This is a genomic window from Mucilaginibacter phenanthrenivorans, from assembly GCF_024721155.1.
Taxonomy (GTDB): domain Bacteria; phylum Bacteroidota; class Bacteroidia; order Sphingobacteriales; family Sphingobacteriaceae; genus Mucilaginibacter; species Mucilaginibacter phenanthrenivorans.
In genome coordinates, this window is sequence record NZ_JAHVAP010000006.1 from 165,590 (window position 1) to 185,598 (window position 20,009).

Consider the following 20,009-nt stretch of genomic DNA (forward strand, 5'->3'; position numbering starts at 1 on the left):
TTGCTATTATTGTTCTTCTTCCAAATCGTTTGCTGTAAAGGTATTACCCTGGTTAATATCCCCGGTATCAAAACCCTTTTTAAACCAATAAGCACGTTGTTTTGATGTGCCGTGGGTGAAGCTATCGGGCTCAACGCGGCCCTGGTATTTTTGCTGCAGCCGGTCGTCACCAATGGCATGTGCTGCCACCAGCGCTGAATCAATATCCGACCGGTTAATTATAATATTATTTTGATGGCTCTTTGCCTCATAATGTGCCCAAACGCCGGCATAAAAATCGGCCTGTAACTCAAGTTTAACCGAAAGCTTGTTGTAGGCAGTTTGGCTTAGTCGCTGCCTTGCCTCATCCATTTTTTGAGAAATACCAAGCAAGTTTTGTACATGATGACCAACCTCATGGGCTATAACATAGGCCGCGGCAAATTCGCCCGGCGCCTGGAAACGCTGTTGCATTTCGGCAAAAAACGAAGTATCTAAATAAACTTTTTGATCTGCAGGGCAGTAAAACGGCCCGGTTGCTGAGCTGGCAAAGCCGCAACCCCGGGCCTGTACGCCCTCGCTATATAAATGCAGCGTTGGTTTGGTATAGGTGCGGTTCATGCTGCTGAATATTTGTGTCCAAACATCTTCGGTGCCTGCCAATACAACGCGCGCAAATTTTTTCTGAGTGCCTTCCGCACCGTTAGTAACCCGGGTATTTTGTTGTGTACTGTCAGCGCCGCCCTGCCCATTAAATAGCTGGGCCGGATTAACGCCGGTAAACAGGTAAATTAACAGACCGATAAACCCTATTATTCCACCGCCAAAAAACAAACCGCGACCACCGCCGCTGCTGCTGCCCTCCTCAACATTATCGCTTTCGCGTCCGCCAAACCATTGCATAGTATTTATAATTAATGTTATGGCTTAACATGTTTTTAAACGGATTGTTTAACTTTCGGTAGCTTCTACCCGAAAAGTTCGCTACTCAAATAACGGTCGCCTCTGTCGCAGCAGATAAAAACGATGGTGCCTTCGGTAAGTTCCTGTGCAAGTTTTATCGCTCCTGCCATTGCTCCACCACTGCTCATGCCCGCAAAAATTCCCTCTTCCCTTGCCAGTCGACGTGCCATTTGTACAGATTCTGCTTCGGAGATATCCAACACCCGGTCTACCCGCTCCGGTTCAAATATTTTAGGGAGATATTCAACCGGCCACCTGCGGATGCCGGGAATAGATGAGCCCTCGGTTGGTTGGCAGCCTATGATCTGGATCTCAGGGTTTATTTCCTTAAAATACCTGGAATTGCCCATTATGGTACCCGTTGTTCCCATGGCGCTAACAAAGTGTGTGATCTGCCCTTCGGTATCGCGCCAGATCTCTGGCCCGGTAGTTTTATAATGGGCCAGGTAGTTATCCGGGTTAGCAAATTGGTTCAATAAAAAGTATTCGCCGCTTGCGCCTCTTTCCTCGGCATAATCGCGGCACAGCTCAATCCCCTCCAGCAGGGTTACTTTTGCTCCGAAGGCCTCCATGGTAAGGGTGCGTTCGCGAGTGGAGTTGGATGGCATCACCAGCTCAATTTCCAACCCGTACAAGCTGGCAATCATAGCCAGGGCTATGCCTGTATTGCCGCTGGTAGCTTCAACCAGCTTGGTTCCCTTTTTTATATCACCACGCTCCAAAGCGCTTTTTATCATATTTAACGCAGCCCTGTCCTTTACGCTACCGCCAGGGTTGTTTCCCTCCAGCTTCGCAAAAATGCGAACGTTGGGATTAGGGTTTAGTCGTTGTATTTCGGCCATAGGCGTGTTGCCTATCAAATCAATTAAACCAGCCATAATTTTATTCTTTATTTTTATTGAGTACAATAAGCGCAGGCTTATGATAAACTGTCGAATTTGGCCGCACGCTTTTTGTTATCCACACGTTTCCACCGATAGTGCTGTGATGGCCAATGATTGTCTCGCCACCCAAGATAGTGGCGCCCGAATAAATCACCACATGATCTTCCACCGTAGGGTGCCGCTTGGTAAAGGCCATGTTTTTCGAAACGCTTAATGCACCCAAAGTAACACCCTGGTACAACTTCACATGTTTACCGATAATGCAGCTTTCACCTATAACTATCCCGGTGCCATGGTCTATGTGGAAATATTCGCCTATTTCGGCAGCGGGATGAATGTCTATCCCGGTTTTTGAGTGAGCAAACTCCGTAAGGATCCGGGGCAACAGCGGCACATTATGTTTATATAAACTATTTGCCAGGCGATAAAATGATATCGCAAAAAAACCCGGATAAGTACGAATCACCTCAAACTCCGTACGCGCGGCGGGATCTCCCTCAAAAATCTCCTGGATATCTGTATTCAGCAATTGGTAAATTACGGGCAGGTTTTCAAAAAACGTCTTGCTGATCTGTTCATTATTACAATCTTCGCAAACCTGTGTTGCGTTCATGATCAGGAACAATTCGTTCTCAAGTTTTTTAAACTCGTGCTTCAGCTCATCAACAGTCTTAAACTCCTGTTTGGATTGTTCAGGAAACAAAAGGCGGATTACCTGCAGGGCCCAGGCAGTAATTTCATCGTTAGAAGGCACCGCCTCAACATTTTTATGTTTGTCAAAAATCTGCCTGTAAAATTCGTTAATCATTGGTTACCGGTTACTAATTATTAAGACGTTTTAAACGCCATTTAATTATCGCCCTAAAACTATAGGTTTAATAGATATAAATGTTACAAGTTTATATAAAATATTGTTGTTGGTTTGTAAATATTAGAGATTAGAGACCAGTTAATCAGAGATTAGGGATAGTGACCACAGGCTAGAGACTAGCGATTAGTTAGGAAATTAGCGTTTTTTGAGCTGGCTTTTGCTTTTACCTAATCTCTACTCACAAATCTCTAATTAACTATCTTCACAACAAATCTCTAATCAACTATTCCCAATGTGTCATTTTAACACTATATTTAGCATCACCAATTTTTAAACCAATGAGTACCAGAAGATCATTTCTCAAAACTTCGGCTATGCTTTCGGCCGGATTGTTAGTGGCCCCGCATTTATTTGCATACGACAAAAAATACATCGGCCTGCAATTATACACCGTTCGCGACGCTATGGGAGCTGATCCGGTAGCTGCGCTGGCTAAAGTTGCACAAATAGGCTATACCTCTGTTGAGGGCGCCACCTATACGGGCAGCGAGAAATTTTACGGCATGGATGCGCCAAAATTTGCACAGGTTTTAAAAGATAATGGCCTGGTAATACCGAGCTGCCACTACCGCCTGGGTGAGGATGATGCAAGCATGAAAGGCACCATCCTGAATGATTGGCAAAAAGCCGTAGATGACGCCGCCGCCTTAGGCGTAAAATATATGGTATGCGCCTGGCTTTCTCCATCTGAAAGGGGCACCCTTGAGCATTATAAAAAGATCGGTGGCAATTTGAATACCGCCGGCGAGATCTGTAAAAAAGCGGGCATCCAGCTTTGCTATCATAACCACGACTTTGAATTTATACAGGAAAACGGCAAGTACCCTTACGAAACTTTGCTTTCAGTAACCGACAAGGATCTTGTAAAAATGGAAATGGACCTTTACTGGGTAACCAAAGCCAACCAGGACCCTATCGCCTTAATAAATGAGCACCCTGGCCGGTTCCCGCTATGGCACGTTAAGGATATGGACAAAACAGAAAAACGCATGTTTACCGAAGTAGGTAATGGCGTTATCGACTTTAAAAAGATTTTTACACATGCAAAAAAAGCAGGTATGAAATACTTTTTTGTTGAGCAGGATGTTTGTCCGGGTAGCCCATATGATAGCATTACGCAAAGCATTACCTACATAAAAAAGAACTTAGTGTAGCAAATGAACAATCATATAAGAAACCGGGCATTCAAATAAAGCGTCCGGTTTTTTTGTGTGCAAAAAAAATTAGATTTATAAAATCGTTATGCCTAACCATCTCGTAAATTAGTTTATGAAAAATAAATTCATCCCGGGTTTAATCCTTTCCGCGCTGCTTTCTGTTATGTTTTTTACCAATGCAAAGGCACAGGCGGAACAAAAAACATTGGTTGTTGGCGATAAAATGCCATCATTCACGTTAACAGATCAAAGCGGAAAAGCCTTTAATAGCGCCGATTACGTAGGCAAACACTATTTGGTGATCTACTTTTATCCTAAGGATGAAAGCATGGTTTGTACAAAGGAGGCCTGCCAGTTTAGGGATAGCTTTGATGATTTTACCAAAGCAGGCGCAAAAGTGATCGGCATAAACGGTGGTACAGTTGCCAGCCATAAAAGCTTTGCTGAGCATTATAAATTACCATTCACGTTATTGAGCGATCCGGATAATAAAGTGTATCACCTGTTTGGCGTAAAGAATAAAATGTTCATGACAGGCCGCGAAACCTTTGTGATCGATCTGCATGGCAAAGTGGTTTTCGCTTATGAAGCCATGATGCAGGGCAAAAAACATGCTGATGACGCATTGGCTTTTATAAAGGCGCATAAATAGTTTTATTGAGTCCGGAAGTCGGAAAAGTCAGTAAAGTCCGAAAGATGAGGAAGACAACTTCAATAACGCTTACAACATTTACAACAACTACAACCTTTACAACCCCCATCAATGATCTCCGCACTCAAAATATTCTTCAGCATCCTGTTCGTATGGATGTGTTACCAGGTAATAAATACCAGCATCAATAGCAACCTGTTTAAGGAGTGGGACTTTTTAGGGTCGATACCCTGGATGCGGGCCACCCTTTGGGATTTTTACGCCAACGTAACCGTTATATTTTTATGGGTATGCCACAAGGAAAAATATTTAGCGCTGAAAATAGTTTGGCTTGTTTTATTAGTAGCTTTAGGCAGTATAGCCAGCTGCGCCTACGTGCTCATTCAGCTTTTCAGGCTTAAACCAAATGAAGGATTAAAAGAGCTTTTCGGTAAACAAAATGGATAGTCACTCAATTTATTCGCTGGTAATTTATAGCTTGATTGCCTGCTGTGTTATTATGTTTTTTGTATGGCTGTGGTCGTACAAGATAAAAAATGCGGGTGTGGTGGATATCTTTTGGTCATACAACTTCCCGGTTATCGCCATAATATTACTACTGCTGGCACCAGGCTTTGAAACCCGCAGGCTGCTGCTTTGCAGCATGGTAATAATTGCCGGTGCGCGTTTGGGAACACACCTGGCTATCAGGATATTTAAACATCTGCATGAAGAAGAGCCCCGTTATGCCCAGATCCGCAAGGAATGGGGCGCCAATGCGGAGCCAAAAATGGCCGGCTTTTTCCAGATGCAGGCCGCATCAAATGTATTGCTGGCTATCCCATTTTTTATCTCAGCACTTAATACCAGCCCCGAACTTTCGCCGCTGGAATATGCGGGCGCAGGTTTATGGCTGATAAGTGTATTGGGCGAAGCCACCGCCGATCAGCAACTGGCAAATTTCAAAAAAAATCCTGCCAATAAAGGCAAAGTTTGCGATACCGGCCTCTGGGGTTATTCGCGGCACCCAAACTACTTTTTTGAATGGCTGATGTGGTTCTCCTATTTTGTATTTGCGTTGGGTTCTCCTTATGGTTATATAGCCATTGTCAGCCCTGCTATAATTCTATACCTGTTGTTGAAGGTAACCGGGATTCCGATGACAGAGCAACAATCTTTACGCACTAAAGGTGAAGCCTTTAAAAAATATCAGCAGCAAGTGAGCGTGTTTGTGCCATGGTTTAGAAAAGAATAAAGAGTCAAGAATCAAGATAGAATATGGAATATTAAGAAATGGAGATGGCCATTTTTTCTTGACTCTTGGTTCTTGCTTCCTGGCTCTTACTCCTCACGGCTCTAAAAATTTCACTTTTCACAATCCATCATCGTCTAAAAAACGTAAACTCACTAAAACATAATAATCACAATAAAAACTAAAGTCCGGGCTTACTAAATGTGGTACGATAAACTAATAGAACAAAACAAGGTCCCTGATTTTTTATTGAGGCAGGGCATCCGTAAATTATTAAAGCAAAGGCTTGATGACGAGAATAAAGGCGGCGTAGAAGCACAACAGGCCCACCTGATGGCTTTGATAGATAAGTTAAAAGCCTCGCCAATCGCGGTAAATACAGCCGATGCTAACCAGCAACACTACGAGGTACCGACCCAATTTTACCAGTACTGCCTGGGCAAAAATCTTAAATATTCCAGTTGTTATTACAAACCTGGCGTAACGGAGCTTGACCAGGCCGAAGACGACATGCTGGAGCTAACGTGCCAACGGGCAGATCTGCAAAACGGGCAGCAGGTGTTGGAGCTGGGTTGTGGCTGGGGATCATTATCCCTGTATATGGCTGCAAAATTTCCGGGCAGCACTTTTAAGGCAGTATCAAACTCATCTACCCAAAAAATACACATCGACGAACAAGCCAAACAGCGCGGCATTACCAATTTAACGGTGATAACCGCCGATATGAACACCTTTAAAATTGAAGACAAGTTTGACAGGGTGGTATCGGTGGAGATGTTTGAGCACATGCGCAACTATACACTGCTGATGAAAAAGGTGGCAGGGTTCCTGAAGCCAGGTGGCAAATTGTTCATCCATATTTTTACCCATAAGGAATATGCCTACCTGTTTGAGGTGATTGATGAAACCGACTGGATGAGCAAATACTTTTTTACCGGCGGTATAATGCCAAGCGACGACCTGATGTTTTATTTTAACGATGACCTGGTTGTTGAAAAACACTGGCACGTTAACGGCACCCATTATGGCAAAACATCCGAGGCCTGGCTTAAAAATATGGACAGCCGCAAAGCTGAGATCATCCCGCTTTTTGAAGAAACTTACGGTAAAGACCAGGCAACAAAATGGTGGGTTTACTGGCGTTTATTTTATATGGCCTGCGCCGAGTTGTGGAACTATAACGACGGTAACGAATGGATTGTAAGTCATTATTTATTTCATAAAACAAAGCCATAACAAAACACGCACATCATTCGTAGTAAACGCAAAAATTGTGTTTACATAACAGTTTAAAAATGATCCGCTTTTATCTTATTGTAATTTTTTTCCTTATTTCCCTGCTAAGCTTTTTAAAGGCACCTGCCTATTATTTGTGGCTGCTGGCTATAGGTGTAACGGAATTTCCGTTGTTGTTTGCCGGGATAACATTATTTATAACCGCCACGGGCTTTTGGGTTCAAAAATATCAGCTGGCAGGTACCATATTAGGGATTGTCACTATGGCCATTTTCCTTTCGCCAATTGTAAGGGCATATTGGGTTGCTAAGGATGTTAAAGAAGATATGACACACGCCTTCCCGGGTTCAGAAACTGCCTTCCCGGCGAGCAGGCCACCCTTCAGTTTTTTAAATCTTTTTAAAAGCACTAAAGATATTGCTTATCACACTTTAACCTATGTAAAGTATAACGACACGTCTTTAGCACTTGACTTCTACCCGGCGCAGATCGCCGGTAAAACCCGGCCATGTATTATAGTTGTTCATGGCGGTTCATGGGCAGGCGGCGACAGTAAGCAACTGCCGGAGCTTAACAGCGATCTTGCTGCCAAGGGGTACAACGTTGCTGCCATCAATTATCGCATGGCTCCAAAATATCAAACGCCTGCACCGGTGGAAGACGTTCAGGCATGTATTAATTACTTGAAACAACATGCCGCCGAATTGAAAATCGACACAACTAATTTTGTTTTGCTGGGCCGCTCTGCCGGTGCGCAGATAGCCTTGCTTGCAGCATATACGATTCATGAACCCGGCTTGAAAGGCGTAGTTGATTTTTACGGCCCTGCCGATATGGTTTGGGGATATTCTATCCCGTCAAATCCGCTGATAATGGATTCACGAAAGGTGATGGAGGATTACATCGGCGGGTCGTACAGTAAAGTGCCCGGGAAATATATTGCGTGCTCACCTTTGGAATTTGTAAACAAGCGATCCGTACCTACATTGTTGATCCATGGAACCAACGATGTGCTGGTAGCACCAGAGCACAGCCGCCGCCTGAATTTAAAACTGCAGCAAAACGACATTAAGCATTACTGGTTAAAATTACCCTGGGCAACCCACGGGTTCGATTATAATTTAAACGGCCCGGGCGGTGAATTATCAACTTATGCGGTTGAAACTTTTTTAAAGATTGTAACAAGCCCCCCAGCCCCCTAAAGGGGGAGTATAAAGAAAAGATAAATACTGATGAATAAACTCGAAATTGATTCCCCCTTTAGGGGGCAAGGGGGCAAAACAGCGATTATAGGGACTGGAATTGCCGGGATGGGCTGTGCGCATTTTTTGCACAAACAAACCGACCTTACCATTTACGAGCAGAACGATTACGTGGGCGGCCATACCAATACGGTAACCGTTGATGAAGAAGGCAAGCCCGTGTATGTCGATACCGGGTTTATGGTATTTAATTTTCAAACCTACCCCAACCTTTGCAAGCTGTTTGATGAGATAAAAGCGCCGATCAAGAAAACCGACATGTCTTTCAGTGTGCAGCACAAACCCAGCGGACTGGAATACAGCGGGTCGAGCGTTAACCATTTGTTTGCCCAGCGGAAAAACATCTTCAACCTGAAATACATTAAAATGCTGCAGCAGATCGGCAGGTTTAATAAAGAAAGTGTGAAGATCGTTGACGATCTTCAATATGCCAATTATTCCATCGGGCAATACATAAAAGAGTTTGGTTTTGGGGAGGAAATGTTGTGGAAGTATTTGGTGCCAATGAGCTCGGCGGTATGGTCGACCCCGATGGAGCAGATGCTCGATTTCCCGGCGGTAACGCTGATCCGTTTTTTCCTGAACCATGGATTTTTAGGATTGGATACCCAGCACCAATGGTATACCCTTGAAAAAGGGAGCCAGGCCTACCGCGAAATTTTGATCAAACCTTTTAAGGATAAGATCCACGTGAACCGCAAAGCTGTAAAAATAAGCCGTGAAAATGGGACGGTAACCGTTCACGCATCGGATGGCTCACAGGAAGTTTTTGATCGGGTGATCATCGCATCTCACGGCGACCAGGCTTTAGCCATGCTGGATAATCCAACCGGCGAAGAGCAAAGGCTGTTATCAAACTTTAAATATCAATACAACAAAGCTGTGTTGCATACCGACAGTAGCATTATGCCAAAAGCCAAACTAGCCTGGAGCAGCTGGAACTACAGCATAAAAATGCAGGATGGCAAACTTACACCTACTACCATCTACTGGATGAATAAGCTGCAGGGCGTATCAGACAAAAAGGACTACTTCGTTTCCATAAATCCGCATGACGGACTGGATGAAAGCAAGATCATTAAAGAGCTTGATTATGATCACCCGCTGTTTGACGTACCTGCCATAAACGCCCAGGTAGAATTACACAAGCTAAATGAAACCGGCCCCGTGTACTTCTGTGGTAGTTATTTTAAGTATGGCTTTCATGAAGATGCCTTTGCAAGTGCGGTGCAGTTGTGTTCGAAATTATTGGAGAAGGAGATTTATAAATGATCTTTCCTGAATACTTATATATTAATATTCAAGTGTTGCAACTCTACTTGAAAAGTAATTTTGGCTTTTAAAGCGGTAAACACACGCATTAAAGTGCCGATGGTAACATTGCTTGCATTACTCTCAATTCTTGAAATTTGAGCTTTTTGAACGCCAATCAGCTTACCAAGTTCCTCTTGGGTCAACTTTTGCTCTATACGTGTTTGTTTAATCGCCTTTCCAATAAGATCCATTTGCAATTCATACTCAAACTTATCCCGGGTTTGTGTGCCAATTTTCCCGATAACTTCGTCTTGAACCTGGTCTAAAGTATATGTTTTCATTTCTCTTTCTTATTAATTGACTGTTTATCCTTTAGATATTTATTCCGTAATTGTTTAGCTTTCTGAATTTCGTTGTCCGGGACTTTACTCCGCTTTTTTATAAAACCATGAGTGGAAACAACCAAAGTGCTTTTTGCGTCAGTTTTATCCCAAAATGCAAGCAAGCGATATTGTAATCCCTGAAAAAGGGTTCTAAACTCCCAAATATCATTATCAAGTTTTTTGAACAGATCATGATCTTGTTCTATTTGCGCTTTACGGATATTGTAAAGTATCTTCTCTGAATGCTTCTTATCAAGATTCTTTAGAAACTCAAAAACATCATCTAAAAATATAATATCAAAAAGTTTGTTCATTTAGAAAACTCTCTAACAAAGATAATAAAAGTTTCCCTTTAACGAAACATTGCGTTCTATAATTATCTTTTACATCCCTCCCTTATTAATTTTCGTAACTTACATTATGAATTCCTGCCTATACAAAGCCCGCGTAATGCACAACCGTTTGGCGCCGAAGGTTCACCGGTTTCATTACGACGTGTTTATGTTTTACCTGGACCTGGATGAGATTGATACGCTGGACAAAAAACTAAAATTCATGAGCCGCAACCGGTTCAACCTTTTCAACTTTCGGGATAAGGACCATTTGCAGTTGCCAAGAGAAAATCCGGATCAATCAAAAAAAATCCGCAAACACATTACTGATTATTTGCATACAAACGGCGTTCAAATTGGTAACGGCAGGATAATGGTACTAACCAATCTTTGCACCTTTGGCTACCAGTTTAACCCGGTGTCGTTTTACTTTTGTTATGATGAGCAAAACCAACCTGCTTGCTCAATTGTTGAAGTTTGTAATACCTTCCTGGAAATGAAGCCCTATTTTTTAGGAGCCGCTACAAAGCAGGATAACAGCTTCAAATTAAATACGGAAAAATACTTTTATGTGTCTCCGTTCATTGATATGGATACCAATTTCGATTTCGACCTCCAAATTCCAGGCGAAAAGCTACAACTAAAAATAGACGACTATGACAAGGAGGGCAAGCGTTTTTTCATCAGCACATTAAGCGGCGAAAGAAAGCCCCTGACAGATTCAAATCTACTGCTCTACTTTTTCAGTTTTCCGCTTATTACGCTAAAGGTGATAGTGCTGATACACTGGCAGGCGTTGAAGTTGTGGTTGAAGAAAATCCACTATCATAAAAAAGGCGACAATATGCAACTGCAAAAAGAAGTTTACCGACCCTACAATTAATTACAAACTTCGTATATTGATAAAACTTTCGACCAATTATTTTACGTACATATAACTATACCAAAATTTGCATACAGTTTGAGCCATGGCTAACACAATTACACTCGCTAAAAAAGGCAGCTTTTACCAGGAACTGGTTATTAAAGTATTGAGTAAAATGAACAAGGGCACCTTGTTTCTTACCCTGCCTACTGGCGAAGAAATTGTTATCGGCGATGGCGAAGGCAATATCACGGCAAACATTTTTATTAACGATGCTGAGTTTTACAAACGCATCATTTTATACGGCGATATTGGTTTTGGCGAAGCTTATGTAGATGGCTTATGGGACACCGATAACATTACCAACGTTATTAACTGGGTATTGCACAATATTGATAACGCACCCGGTATTTCGGGCAGTAAAGTGCAGGCATTGTCGCTCAACCTCCTTAAATTATACAATAAGGTAACCCATTTTAAGAGAGCAAATACAGTTGAAGGATCGCGCAAAAATATTTCCGCACATTACGATCTGAATAACGATTTCTTCGCCAGCTTCCTCGATCCTACCATGACCTATTCCAGTGCCTACTTTTTCAGGGATGGCTTAAGTTTAGAAGAAGCACAACTTGCCAAGTACGACCGGTTATGCCGACAATTACACCTGCGGCCGTCAGACCACGTATTGGAAATAGGTACCGGCTGGGGAGGCAATGCCATTTACATGGCTAAGAATTACGGTTGTAAGGTAACCTCATTAACCATATCAGAAGAGCAGTACAAAATGGCTGTTGAGCGTGTTGAAGCAGCCGGGCTTAGCCATAAAGTAAACATCGAATTAAAGGACTATCGATTGATGGAAGGCTCATTTGATAAGATCGTATCTGTTGAAATGCTGGAGGCTGTAGGTTATAAGTTTATGGATGTTTACTTTAAAAAATGCCATGACTTATTGAAAAGGAACGGTATTCTCGCCATCCAGGTGATCACCTCGCCTGATTCCAGGTTCGATAGTTTGAGGAAGGGAGTGGACTGGATCCAAAAGCATATTTTCCCCGGTTCGTTACTGCCATCGGTAGGCGCTATCAACAAATCAGTAAACCGCACCGGCGATTTGACTATGGTTGATTTAAAGGATATCGGCCTTGATTATGGCAAAACCCTAAAGCTGTGGCATGACGCATTTAATGCAAACCTGTCAAAAGTAAGATCATTGGGTTTTGATGATACCTTCATTCGCAAATGGAATTATTACCTGTGCTATTGTGAGGCCGCCTTTATGATGAGAAATATCAATGTGATGCATTTGGTTTACTCAAGGCCGAACAATACTAGCCGTTAAAGTTTGCAGTTACCGGTTTACAGTTTGCAGAAGTTCAAAGTCGACTGACTGCCAACTGCTCACTGTCTATTGCCAACTTTTCCCAACCCCGGCTTCTTCTCTCTGAAACGTGTAAAGAAAATAAAGGCAACCAGGCAAAGTGCAAATCCGCAAATGCCGTTAAGCCTTAAGCCGAAATCATGCCCGGGGTCCTTTCCATAAACCGTTAAGAATGCAAATAAGGCAATCCCCAAAGTTTGACCGAGCTTTACAAACAGGTACTTTACGGCAAAGAACATTCCCTCCCGGTTTTCACCCGTTTCGATGGCATCTGTTTCAGCAATTTCAGCAAGAATGGCATTAGGCAAGATCCCCAGTGAAGCTAACGGGAATGATGCACAGATCACCAAAGCATACACCTGTACCTTTGGCGGTAACGGGAGCTTGCCCAAAAAGAATATCATCGCAAATATCAGGCTCAATAACCCAAAGGAGAACAGCACAATTGGCTTTTTCCCGTTCCTTTTCGACAGGTAATTAATAAGCGGATAAAACCAAAGTGAAACCAGCACCATTACCCCCATCAATAGTCCGCCCATGGATTCTGGCAAGTGCAGCAGTACGGTGATAAAAAATAACAGCCCGCTGGATATAATGCTCAGCGCCATATAAAACGAAAAATCGGAGATCAGGTAATACTTAAAATTAGGCTGACTGAACGTTTTACGAATGGCGGGTAAAATTGGCAAGTGTGATGGCTTGCTCTCAGAATACTTTTTCTCGTCGATAGCAAACACCGGAATCAGCATAATTAAACCCGCAAAAACGCAAAGCCCCCAAATGGTGTACTGAACTGCCGTGTCGCGATTAGTTATGTGAAAACTGCTTTGTACCAGGTCGGCAAAGTTATTTACCAATGCACCAATTATAATACCGATTACAAAGCCTACCTGCTGGAATGACGAAAGCTTAACTTTTTCGGCAGCCGTGCTGGTAAGTTCGGGCAGCAGGGCGTTATACGGAATGATATAGGTTGTTACGCTCATAAAAAAGAAAATAAGCGTAAACGCAAGCCATATGGCGTTGTGGATACTTTCAGCTTTTACAAGCGGGCAAAAGGTTAATCCGCAAAAAATAATTGCAGGTAAAATGGCCCATTTCATAAATGGAATGCGACGGCCTTTCTTATTATTACTCTTGTCACTTAATGAAGCGATAAACGGATCAAACACGGCATCAACCAACCGACCCGATGCAGCAATAACCGACATAATATTCAACACGCCAAACAAAAGCAACTGCGGAACAAACGGCATAAGACCTGAATTTGACGGTGGCAGGTAGAAATAAGGCAGCATCACAATAATAATATTGGTCATGATGCTCCACCCTATCATCCCGCAGGCATAAGCTATTTGTTTATTAAAGGGCAGTTTGGCAACCGGCATATCTATTTAACACGAATTACACAAATTATTACGGTTTTAACGAATTTGATTTGTGTATTCGGTGAAAATATCTGCCAAACTGTTTAAGAACGAGATTATTTAGCGTCTTTCACCCCTGGAGTATACTTTCCTGCCTTTCGCCTTTTCAGATTTCAGCCTTCCCTTATAGCCCCGAATAATAATCATACCCACGTTCGGCCCAGTAGTCCTTTGGTCGGTTATTGCTGAACGATATGGTGCCTATCCGTTTTATGTTTTTTATGCCATACTTAACCGGAATGATGAGGCGCAAAGGGGCACCGTGTTCCAAAGGCAATAGCTTATCATTCATTTCGTAGGCCAGCATGGTTTGCGGGTGCATGGCGCTGGGCATATCTAAGCCTAAATAATAGGTTTTATCGGGTGTTTCCATCCCAACATATTCCATCTTAGTATATTCATCCAGCTGAAAATGTTTAATAAAATCGCTGAACTTTACGCCGCCCCAGTGCGAGATCTGGTCCCAGCCTTCAACACATTTAAAATCATAAACTATCTCGGTTTTAGGCAGCGCCATTAATTCCTGCAAGGTGATTTGTAAAACCTCACCGCCCTTTTTAATCACCTTTAAGGTCCACGTCGCCGGATCAAACTTTTTGGCGGCTTCAACGCCAATATCGCTGTTAACCCTTACGTGTTTGGCGGCCATTGATTTTGGGTACGTTTTAACCAAATGGTTGGGACTAAAAACCCGCCTGAAAATCAATTCCGTTTGATTAAGTGCCCTCCTCAACGGTACGCGTGCCCCTGCTGTTATCCCTCCGGCGGCCTCCTCCGGCGACTTATAAAGCCAGCGCCAGCCCTCAAATGCACCTGCTGCCAGCACGGTAAAACTGGCAAACGAGATAAAATTGCGCCTGTTTATCTTTTGCTCAATAGTGAGCTCTTTTTTTGATTTCTTCTCCGGTGCGCTCATTTCTTAACAGTTTTAGGGGTCTCATTCACTACTTCAAATCCAGATATAACGGACCGGAAATTATTCCATCCGGCTATAACAACCTGTACGATATGGATCACGAAAAACAGAACATAGCCAATCGTTAAGGCAAAATGCAGCACACGTGCAAAATGATACCCACCGCAAATCCACGTTAGATAATAAAATTGAACCGGCTTATAAATGGCCAGTCCCGTTACTACCGAACCAAGGCCCATAAATATGATGGCAGTGTAAGCTATTCGTTGTGCAGCATTATATTTTTTTTGCGGCGGCGCCATTTTCCGGATATGCAGATCATGCAGTAATACAAACCATGCCTCCTTAAACGAGTTCTTTTTGGGTACCAGCTCACGCCAATCACCAGAGATGATCGTATACAAAATGTAGAGGATGCCATTTAGTGTAAAGAACCACATGAACAGGAAATGAAACTGCATTCCTTCCGATAAATGATATGGGATTTTCAGAGCATGATAAAACCAGTCAGGAAAAAAACGAAAAAATGTATGCCCAAAAATGGTGATCTTATATTCGTCATTCGCCCAATAGATGAGCATACCGCTCCAGATCATGATGGCGAGGATCGGGAAGTTAACCCAATGTGTCCACCGCATAACGAAAGAATGTTTTTCTTTGATGGTTTTCATAGTGCTACGCAAATACCGTGAAGTTAGCTAAATAAAATCTATTTCTAATTTTTCACGGCGGCGGTTGGATTCGTACCGGCAGGCAGGGTAGCCTTGGTTGCCCCGGTTATTGCTCCGCTCTTCCTGTTTTGTAAAAAACCGATGATCTCCCAACTTTTGGCATCAAAGCCCGCAGGTAGCGAAATTGTAGCCGAACCTGCTGCATCTGACAAAGCCACCTGCTGCAATGAACGAACAATTTGAACGTGCGACAAAGTTCGGCCCCCATTTTCGCCGCTGGCCACTTTTGAGGTGGCAGCCTTCTCTACTACTGCTACTTCCAATACAGTGTTTTTATCCCCACCGCTCAAGGTATATTTAAGCTCGGCCTGCTTTGAATTGGTGGCAGCAACATTAAGGCTGATCTGGGTGTCTGAATTTTTTTTCAGCGCCTTACCAATTGCATCACGCAATGTACCTTCCTGCGAGCCAACAAATTCTGTTTTGCCGTTTACGACTATCTGTGGTGTATAGGGGCCCTGCGTTTTTAAATACGTTGTATATTCATATTGCCTTTTTGAAAAATCAGCACTGCTGAATTGATCCTTCCAGCCCAGCCGGTCCCAATAGTCAACATGATACGCTAAAATGTAAACCGGCTTATCTTTGCTTTCCTGTTGAATTTTGGCAACTAACGCATCTGCGGGCGGGCAACTGGAACATCCCTCAGACGTGAACAGCTCAATCACTGCGAAGCCTTTATTATCAGCGATTGGTTTCCTTATGTTACGATTATTAATAAAAGCTGCCGATGCCAAAGCCACTGCGAAAAGCACGGCTACAAGGCTAAAGATCTTTACTGTTTTCATTTTTATGTTGTTTTAGTATTTACGATTTTCTGGGTTAGTCGGATGACTTTTTGATTCCTTACAATAAATCTAGATTTTTTTATTTTTATAATCACCAATGAATCAACTTGTACTAACTTGTACAAGAAAGACTCGAATTTCACGAATGAGACTAATTGGCGCGAATTCTCCCTGCCGTCAAAAATTAGTGAAATTCGTGTGAATTAGAATAAATTAGTGTAATATCAATTCGTGAAATTCGATTTAATTCGCAGCAATTCGTGCCGATTTTTATTTTTAATGTAAGGTTTTCTATTTGTCAGCGACTAAGCAAACAAGCAGATTTAAATTCGTGTACTTCGAATTAATTCGTGAACATTAGTGTCAAATCAATATGGATCACCAACTACACCCGCATAAATGGGTCACGGCGCACGCCGACTATCTTTACAACTTTGCCATAACGCGAATCAACGACGATGAGCTGGCGAAGGACCTTGTGCAGGAAACTTTTTTAGCAGCCCTCCAAAAAGTGGAAGGCTTTGCTGGTAAAAGCTCAGAGCGCACGTGGCTTACGGCTATCCTTAAAAATAAAATAATTGATACCTACCGCAAAAAGTCGTCGGGACTAAGAACCAGCGACATAAGGGAAGCGGAAGATGAGCAAAGCGATTTTTTTAATGCTGACGACGGGCATTGGATAAATAACTGTCCAAAGGAATTTGGTATCGAGGATAAGGATGCCCTGGTGAGCAAGGAGTTTGAGCGTATCATGCAGCGATGTTTACAGAAGCTGCCTGCCTTGTGGATGTCGGTATTTACAATGAAGCACATTGACGAGGAACCTACCGAGACGATTTGTACAGAGTTAAGGGTAACACAGGCTAACTTTTGGGTGATCATTCATCGCGCCAAGTTAAATCTTAGGGCCTGTCTTCAAAAAAATTGGATTTAAATTTTAAAGTTATGAGCTATTTGAAAAGAGTTATATATAACTGTAAACAGGCTACATTCCTGATAGAAAAGAAATCGATGGGTAAAATCTCATTTAGGGAAGCCATTGAATTGAGGATCCATTTGTATGGCTGCTCATTTTGCCGCATCTACAAAAAACAAAGCCGGGTAATCAATGAAATGGTGCAGGAGTTATTTCGCAGCTCGATGCAGCGTAATGCAAAACTTGATGATGGGTTTAAAAAGGAATTGCAGGACAGGATTGAGGAAGAACTGAATAAAAATTAGGAGAACGAAATCATTCGATTTATTTAAAATAGTTTGTAAGGTTAACTGTCGCCTCCCGACTAAAGGGGAAATAACAGTAAAAACTAAAAAACAAATTATGAAATCATTTATTTCGGGCGCAGTTTTAGCAACTGCCATTGTAGCATGTCTTTCTTTAAGCAGCCAGGCAAAGACAATTAATCATTCTTCAGCAAACACCATTGCCCTTAGCGATACCGGCAAAATGAACAAAATGAAAATGGACAAGAAGATGGACAAGATGGAGAAAAAGAAAATGGACAAAATGTCGAAGGACAAGATGAAAATGGACAAGAAGATGGATAAAATGAAGAAGGACTCTTCTGGCAAAATGTAAGTGTTTGTTTTATTGGGGTGGGTGGAGCTTCTCCTGCCCGCCCCTTTTTTATTGTTTAATCACCTGGTAATTCAATTATGAAAATATATATACTAATAGCCGCATCACTACTTTTCAGCTTACAAATCATGGCGCAAACCGGGCTAAAAACAGGAGTGCAGGCCCCGGAATTTACCGCTAAAGACAATTCCGGAAAAGTTCTTGATTTGAAGGCATTGCTTAAACAGCACAAATCGGTAGTGCTTTTCTTTTATCGCGGACAATGGTGTCCGTATTGCAATAAACATATTCAGCAACTTCAGGATTCATTGCAGTTACTTACCTCAAAAGATGCCTACGTGATTGGCGTAACGCCCGAGACCGGCGATAATATCAACAAAACCGTTGAAAAAACACATGCTTCCTTCTCTATAGTACAGGACGCTGGTTATAAGATTATGAAAGCTTATGATGTTAAATACACAGTTGATGCAAACCTTTATTCTAAATTAAAGGGCTATGGTGTCGACCTGGAAAAAAACAATGGTAATACTGATCATGTGTTGCCGGTACCTGCTACTTATGTGATCAATAGTTCCGGAAAAATTGTATTTGTACAGTTTGATAAGGATTATACAAAGCGGGCGTCTATCAGTTCAATAGCTGCCGTACTATAAAACCAGAATTGACACGAATTTCACGAATTGAAGAAACATGGATCTCACAAATTGACGTGAATTAAATGTTTTAACAATTCATGAAATTCGACACTAATTCATGATAATTAGTGTCACTTATTTTATTTTAAGTTCCCGATCAGTTATCCCATCCAGCTCCTGCGGATTGTGGGTTACTATTAAAACAGTCGTTTTCAACTCCTCAAAAATCTCCCTCAATTCAGCAATCAGGGTCGATTTAATTTCCGGATCAAGAGCCGAAAAAGGTTCATCCATCAGCAATATTTTCGGCTTTGTCGCTAACGCTCTTAAAATAGCCAGCCGCTGTTGCTGCCCCCCCGAAAGGTACTCCGGTTTGTGATCTGCAAATGGCTCCAGTTTGCCAATGACCATTAGCCTGTTTATCCATAGCCTATCCTGTGTTGCATACTCCAAATGCTGCAGCACATTCATATTGGGGAATAGCGCATAATCCTGGAATACAAACCCGCACATCCGTTTTTGCGGCGGCAGATTTATTTTAGCATCGGCATCAAACCAGGTAATACTGTTCACCACTATTTTGCCTTTTTCAGGATTATTAAACCCGGCGATAGTTTTTAAAAGCGTGGTTTTCCCGGCACCTGACGGCCCGTAGATTTTGGTAATGCTTCCCGTTGGAAATTGCTGCCTTACCCGCAAAACCTGCTGCCCTTTGTAGGCCTTTAGTTTTTTTTCTATATCGATGCTGATCATTCCAACGGGCTTTTTAAACGGTACTTATTAAACACAAACACGCCGATAACCAACACAAAAGTTATGGCAAAAAGAATAAGTGAGTAAATATTGGCCGTATGATAATCCATTTGCTCTACAGAATCATAAACGGCAATTGATGCAACGCGTGTGACACCCGGAATATTACCGCCGATCATCAGCACTACGCCGAACTCGCCCAATGTATGTGCAAACGTTAGCACAATGGCCGTAAATAATGGAGGCTTTATATTCGGCAAAAGCACTTTTATAAACGTTTGCCACCTTGTTTTACCCAAACTATAAGACGCCTGTGAAAGCGAAACAGGCAATTGCTGCAAGGCTGATTTTATTGGCCCGATCATAAAGGGCATGCTGTAAATAATAGATGCCAGCACCAGGCCCTTAAACGAAAACACGAACTGTACATTAAAAACATCCTGCAGCCATTTACCAATACCATGCTGCGGACTAAAAGCCAGCAGCAAATAAAACCCCAATACCGATGGCGGCAAAACCAGCGGCATGGTAATAATTGCCTCCAGCACCATCTTAAAAAGTGACCGCCCCCGTGACAACCACCACGCTAACGGCAAGCCGACAACCAGCAGCAATAAGGTTGTCATGGCTGATAGCTTGAGGGTGAGAAAGATTGGGGTTAGATCCATTTGAAACCCATTTTATATACCGCAGGCCTTCGACCCGCGCTGTGGTATTTCGCCCTCTCAGG

General features: G+C 42.6%; 24 protein-coding genes. 13 read left to right on the top strand and 11 right to left on the bottom strand.

The features are described 5' to 3' along the window. Window positions 1-6 precede the first annotated feature (6 nt). The 3 genes from ypfJ to epsC form a co-directional block, all read right to left on the bottom strand. Window positions 7-882 (bottom strand): KPN_02809 family neutral zinc metallopeptidase, encoded by an 876-nt coding sequence (gene ypfJ, locus KXD93_RS16170; RefSeq protein WP_258138273.1) that lies wholly within the window; start codon window positions 880-882, stop codon window positions 7-9. Window positions 883-947: 65 nt separating this feature from the next. Continuing rightward, entirely contained in the window at window positions 948-1,820 is an 873-nt protein-coding gene (gene cysM / locus KXD93_RS16175) for a cysteine synthase CysM (protein WP_258138274.1), read from the bottom strand. A 4-nt stretch (window positions 1,821-1,824) separates the two neighbouring features. Continuing rightward, window positions 1,825-2,634 (bottom strand): serine O-acetyltransferase EpsC, encoded by an 810-nt coding sequence (gene epsC / locus KXD93_RS16180; RefSeq protein WP_258138275.1) that lies wholly within the window; start codon window positions 2,632-2,634, stop codon window positions 1,825-1,827. Between the two features lie 341 nt (window positions 2,635-2,975). On the opposite strand from epsC, the gene KXD93_RS16185 reads away from it, so the two are divergent. The 7 genes from KXD93_RS16185 (at window position 2,976) to KXD93_RS16215 (ending at window position 9,507) form a co-directional block, all read left to right on the top strand. Continuing rightward, on the top strand, window positions 2,976-3,851 hold the full coding sequence (locus KXD93_RS16185; protein ID WP_258138276.1) for a TIM barrel protein: 876 nt from the start codon (window positions 2,976-2,978) through the stop codon (window positions 3,849-3,851). A 115-nt stretch (window positions 3,852-3,966) separates the two neighbouring features. Further along, the gene (locus KXD93_RS16190; RefSeq protein ID WP_258138277.1) at window positions 3,967-4,506 is read left to right on the top strand and encodes a peroxiredoxin; all 540 of its coding nucleotides are present in this window, start codon (window positions 3,967-3,969) and stop codon (window positions 4,504-4,506) included. A gap of 111 nt (window positions 4,507-4,617) precedes the next feature. Next, on the top strand, window positions 4,618-4,953 hold the full coding sequence (locus KXD93_RS16195) for a DUF1475 family protein (RefSeq protein ID WP_258138278.1): 336 nt from the start codon (window positions 4,618-4,620) through the stop codon (window positions 4,951-4,953). After that, window positions 4,946-5,740, top strand: coding sequence for a DUF1295 domain-containing protein (locus KXD93_RS16200; protein ID WP_258138280.1), 795 nt, complete (start codon window positions 4,946-4,948; stop codon window positions 5,738-5,740). The genes KXD93_RS16195 and KXD93_RS16200 overlap by 8 nt, the downstream gene beginning before the upstream one ends. A gap of 198 nt (window positions 5,741-5,938) precedes the next feature. Continuing rightward, window positions 5,939-6,973 (top strand): SAM-dependent methyltransferase, encoded by a 1,035-nt coding sequence (locus KXD93_RS16205; protein ID WP_258138281.1) that lies wholly within the window; start codon window positions 5,939-5,941, stop codon window positions 6,971-6,973. A gap of 59 nt (window positions 6,974-7,032) precedes the next feature. Further along, entirely contained in the window at window positions 7,033-8,175 is a 1,143-nt protein-coding gene (locus KXD93_RS16210) for an alpha/beta hydrolase (protein WP_258138282.1), read from the top strand. A gap of 30 nt (window positions 8,176-8,205) precedes the next feature. Further along, on the top strand, window positions 8,206-9,507 hold the full coding sequence (locus tag KXD93_RS16215) for an NAD(P)/FAD-dependent oxidoreductase (RefSeq protein WP_258138283.1): 1,302 nt from the start codon (window positions 8,206-8,208) through the stop codon (window positions 9,505-9,507). 14 nt (window positions 9,508-9,521) lie between these two features. Here the strand turns inward: KXD93_RS16215 and KXD93_RS16220 are convergent, their stop codons facing one another. Together KXD93_RS16220 and KXD93_RS16225 are read right to left on the bottom strand one after the other, a co-directional pair. Beyond that, window positions 9,522-9,830, bottom strand: coding sequence for a helix-turn-helix domain-containing protein (locus KXD93_RS16220; protein WP_258138284.1), 309 nt, complete (start codon window positions 9,828-9,830; stop codon window positions 9,522-9,524). Further along, window positions 9,827-10,186: a type II toxin-antitoxin system RelE/ParE family toxin gene (locus KXD93_RS16225; protein ID WP_258138285.1), complete on the bottom strand. Its 360-nt coding sequence runs from the start codon at window positions 10,184-10,186 to the stop codon at window positions 9,827-9,829. Before KXD93_RS16225 ends, KXD93_RS16220 begins: the two co-directional genes overlap by 4 nt. Before the next feature lie 106 nt (window positions 10,187-10,292). On the opposite strand from KXD93_RS16225, the gene KXD93_RS16230 reads away from it, so the two are divergent. Together KXD93_RS16230 and KXD93_RS16235 are read left to right on the top strand one after the other, a co-directional pair. Further along, on the top strand, window positions 10,293-11,087 hold the full coding sequence (locus KXD93_RS16230) for a DUF1365 domain-containing protein (protein ID WP_258138286.1): 795 nt from the start codon (window positions 10,293-10,295) through the stop codon (window positions 11,085-11,087). Window positions 11,088-11,172: 85 nt separating this feature from the next. Beyond that, window positions 11,173-12,411, top strand: a complete 1,239-nt coding sequence (locus tag KXD93_RS16235) for an SAM-dependent methyltransferase (protein WP_258138288.1) — start codon at window positions 11,173-11,175, stop codon at window positions 12,409-12,411. Between the two features lie 59 nt (window positions 12,412-12,470). On the opposite strand, the gene KXD93_RS16240 is transcribed toward KXD93_RS16235, so the two are convergent. From KXD93_RS16240 to KXD93_RS16255, 4 genes are all read right to left on the bottom strand, one after another. Then, window positions 12,471-13,838, bottom strand: coding sequence for an MFS transporter (locus KXD93_RS16240; RefSeq protein ID WP_258138289.1), 1,368 nt, complete (start codon window positions 13,836-13,838; stop codon window positions 12,471-12,473). Window positions 13,839-14,001: 163 nt separating this feature from the next. Continuing rightward, entirely contained in the window at window positions 14,002-14,793 is a 792-nt protein-coding gene (locus tag KXD93_RS16245; protein WP_258138291.1) for a molybdopterin-dependent oxidoreductase, read from the bottom strand. Continuing rightward, window positions 14,790-15,464, bottom strand: a complete 675-nt coding sequence (locus KXD93_RS16250) for a cytochrome b/b6 domain-containing protein (RefSeq protein ID WP_258138292.1) — start codon at window positions 15,462-15,464, stop codon at window positions 14,790-14,792. Before KXD93_RS16250 ends, KXD93_RS16245 begins: the two co-directional genes overlap by 4 nt. Window positions 15,465-15,508: 44 nt before the next feature. After that, window positions 15,509-16,312, bottom strand: coding sequence for a DUF1223 domain-containing protein (locus tag KXD93_RS16255; protein ID WP_258138294.1), 804 nt, complete (start codon window positions 16,310-16,312; stop codon window positions 15,509-15,511). Between the two features lie 373 nt (window positions 16,313-16,685). Between KXD93_RS16255 and KXD93_RS16260 the strand changes: the two genes are divergently transcribed. The 4 genes from KXD93_RS16260 (at window position 16,686) to KXD93_RS16275 (ending at window position 18,544) form a co-directional block, all read left to right on the top strand. Continuing rightward, window positions 16,686-17,246, top strand: coding sequence for a sigma-70 family RNA polymerase sigma factor (locus KXD93_RS16260; protein ID WP_258138295.1), 561 nt, complete (start codon window positions 16,686-16,688; stop codon window positions 17,244-17,246). A gap of 11 nt (window positions 17,247-17,257) precedes the next feature. After that, window positions 17,258-17,533: a hypothetical protein gene (locus KXD93_RS16265; protein WP_258138296.1), complete on the top strand. Its 276-nt coding sequence runs from the start codon at window positions 17,258-17,260 to the stop codon at window positions 17,531-17,533. 97 nt (window positions 17,534-17,630) lie between these two features. After that, on the top strand, window positions 17,631-17,888 hold the full coding sequence (locus KXD93_RS16270) for a hypothetical protein (RefSeq protein ID WP_258138297.1): 258 nt from the start codon (window positions 17,631-17,633) through the stop codon (window positions 17,886-17,888). A 77-nt stretch (window positions 17,889-17,965) separates the two neighbouring features. Beyond that, window positions 17,966-18,544, top strand: a complete 579-nt coding sequence (locus KXD93_RS16275) for a peroxiredoxin-like family protein (RefSeq protein WP_258138298.1) — start codon at window positions 17,966-17,968, stop codon at window positions 18,542-18,544. Between the two features lie 117 nt (window positions 18,545-18,661). On the opposite strand, the gene KXD93_RS16280 is transcribed toward KXD93_RS16275, so the two are convergent. Both KXD93_RS16280 and modB read right to left on the bottom strand, forming a co-directional pair. Further along, entirely contained in the window at window positions 18,662-19,279 is a 618-nt protein-coding gene (locus KXD93_RS16280) for an ATP-binding cassette domain-containing protein (RefSeq protein WP_258138300.1), read from the bottom strand. Beyond that, a complete protein-coding gene (gene modB, locus KXD93_RS16285; protein WP_258138301.1) occupies window positions 19,276-19,947 on the bottom strand; it encodes a molybdate ABC transporter permease subunit in 672 nt (223 codons plus the stop codon). The genes KXD93_RS16280 and modB overlap by 4 nt, the downstream gene beginning before the upstream one ends. Window positions 19,948-20,009: the final 62 nt, after the last annotated feature.

Bases quoted from the DNA above. Each gene is read 5' to 3' on its own strand.
- ypfJ (WP_258138273.1), bottom strand. From the start codon at position 882: ATGCAATGGTTTGGCGGACGCGAAAGCGATAATGTTGAGGAGGGCAGC.
- cysM (WP_258138274.1), bottom strand. From the start codon at position 1,820: ATGGCTGGTTTAATTGATTTGATAGGCAACACGCCTATGGCCGAAATA.
- epsC (WP_258138275.1), bottom strand. From the start codon at position 2,634: ATGATTAACGAATTTTACAGGCAGATTTTTGACAAACATAAAAATGTT.
- KXD93_RS16185 (WP_258138276.1), top strand. From the start codon at position 2,976: ATGAGTACCAGAAGATCATTTCTCAAAACTTCGGCTATGCTTTCGGCC.
- KXD93_RS16190 (WP_258138277.1), top strand. From the start codon at position 3,967: ATGAAAAATAAATTCATCCCGGGTTTAATCCTTTCCGCGCTGCTTTCT.
- KXD93_RS16195 (WP_258138278.1), top strand. From the start codon at position 4,618: ATGATCTCCGCACTCAAAATATTCTTCAGCATCCTGTTCGTATGGATG.
- KXD93_RS16200 (WP_258138280.1), top strand. From the start codon at position 4,946: ATGGATAGTCACTCAATTTATTCGCTGGTAATTTATAGCTTGATTGCC.
- KXD93_RS16205 (WP_258138281.1), top strand. From the start codon at position 5,939: ATGTGGTACGATAAACTAATAGAACAAAACAAGGTCCCTGATTTTTTA.
- KXD93_RS16210 (WP_258138282.1), top strand. From the start codon at position 7,033: ATGATCCGCTTTTATCTTATTGTAATTTTTTTCCTTATTTCCCTGCTA.
- KXD93_RS16215 (WP_258138283.1), top strand. From the start codon at position 8,206: ATGAATAAACTCGAAATTGATTCCCCCTTTAGGGGGCAAGGGGGCAAA.
- KXD93_RS16220 (WP_258138284.1), bottom strand. From the start codon at position 9,830: ATGAAAACATATACTTTAGACCAGGTTCAAGACGAAGTTATCGGGAAA.
- KXD93_RS16225 (WP_258138285.1), bottom strand. From the start codon at position 10,186: ATGAACAAACTTTTTGATATTATATTTTTAGATGATGTTTTTGAGTTT.
- KXD93_RS16230 (WP_258138286.1), top strand. From the start codon at position 10,293: ATGAATTCCTGCCTATACAAAGCCCGCGTAATGCACAACCGTTTGGCG.
- KXD93_RS16235 (WP_258138288.1), top strand. From the start codon at position 11,173: ATGGCTAACACAATTACACTCGCTAAAAAAGGCAGCTTTTACCAGGAA.
- KXD93_RS16240 (WP_258138289.1), bottom strand. From the start codon at position 13,838: ATGCCGGTTGCCAAACTGCCCTTTAATAAACAAATAGCTTATGCCTGC.
- KXD93_RS16245 (WP_258138291.1), bottom strand. From the start codon at position 14,793: ATGAGCGCACCGGAGAAGAAATCAAAAAAAGAGCTCACTATTGAGCAA.
- KXD93_RS16250 (WP_258138292.1), bottom strand. From the start codon at position 15,464: ATGAAAACCATCAAAGAAAAACATTCTTTCGTTATGCGGTGGACACAT.
- KXD93_RS16255 (WP_258138294.1), bottom strand. From the start codon at position 16,312: ATGAAAACAGTAAAGATCTTTAGCCTTGTAGCCGTGCTTTTCGCAGTG.
- KXD93_RS16260 (WP_258138295.1), top strand. From the start codon at position 16,686: ATGGATCACCAACTACACCCGCATAAATGGGTCACGGCGCACGCCGAC.
- KXD93_RS16265 (WP_258138296.1), top strand. From the start codon at position 17,258: ATGAGCTATTTGAAAAGAGTTATATATAACTGTAAACAGGCTACATTC.
- KXD93_RS16270 (WP_258138297.1), top strand. From the start codon at position 17,631: ATGAAATCATTTATTTCGGGCGCAGTTTTAGCAACTGCCATTGTAGCA.
- KXD93_RS16275 (WP_258138298.1), top strand. From the start codon at position 17,966: ATGAAAATATATATACTAATAGCCGCATCACTACTTTTCAGCTTACAA.
- KXD93_RS16280 (WP_258138300.1), bottom strand. From the start codon at position 19,279: ATGATCAGCATCGATATAGAAAAAAAACTAAAGGCCTACAAAGGGCAG.
- modB (WP_258138301.1), bottom strand. From the start codon at position 19,947: ATGGATCTAACCCCAATCTTTCTCACCCTCAAGCTATCAGCCATGACA.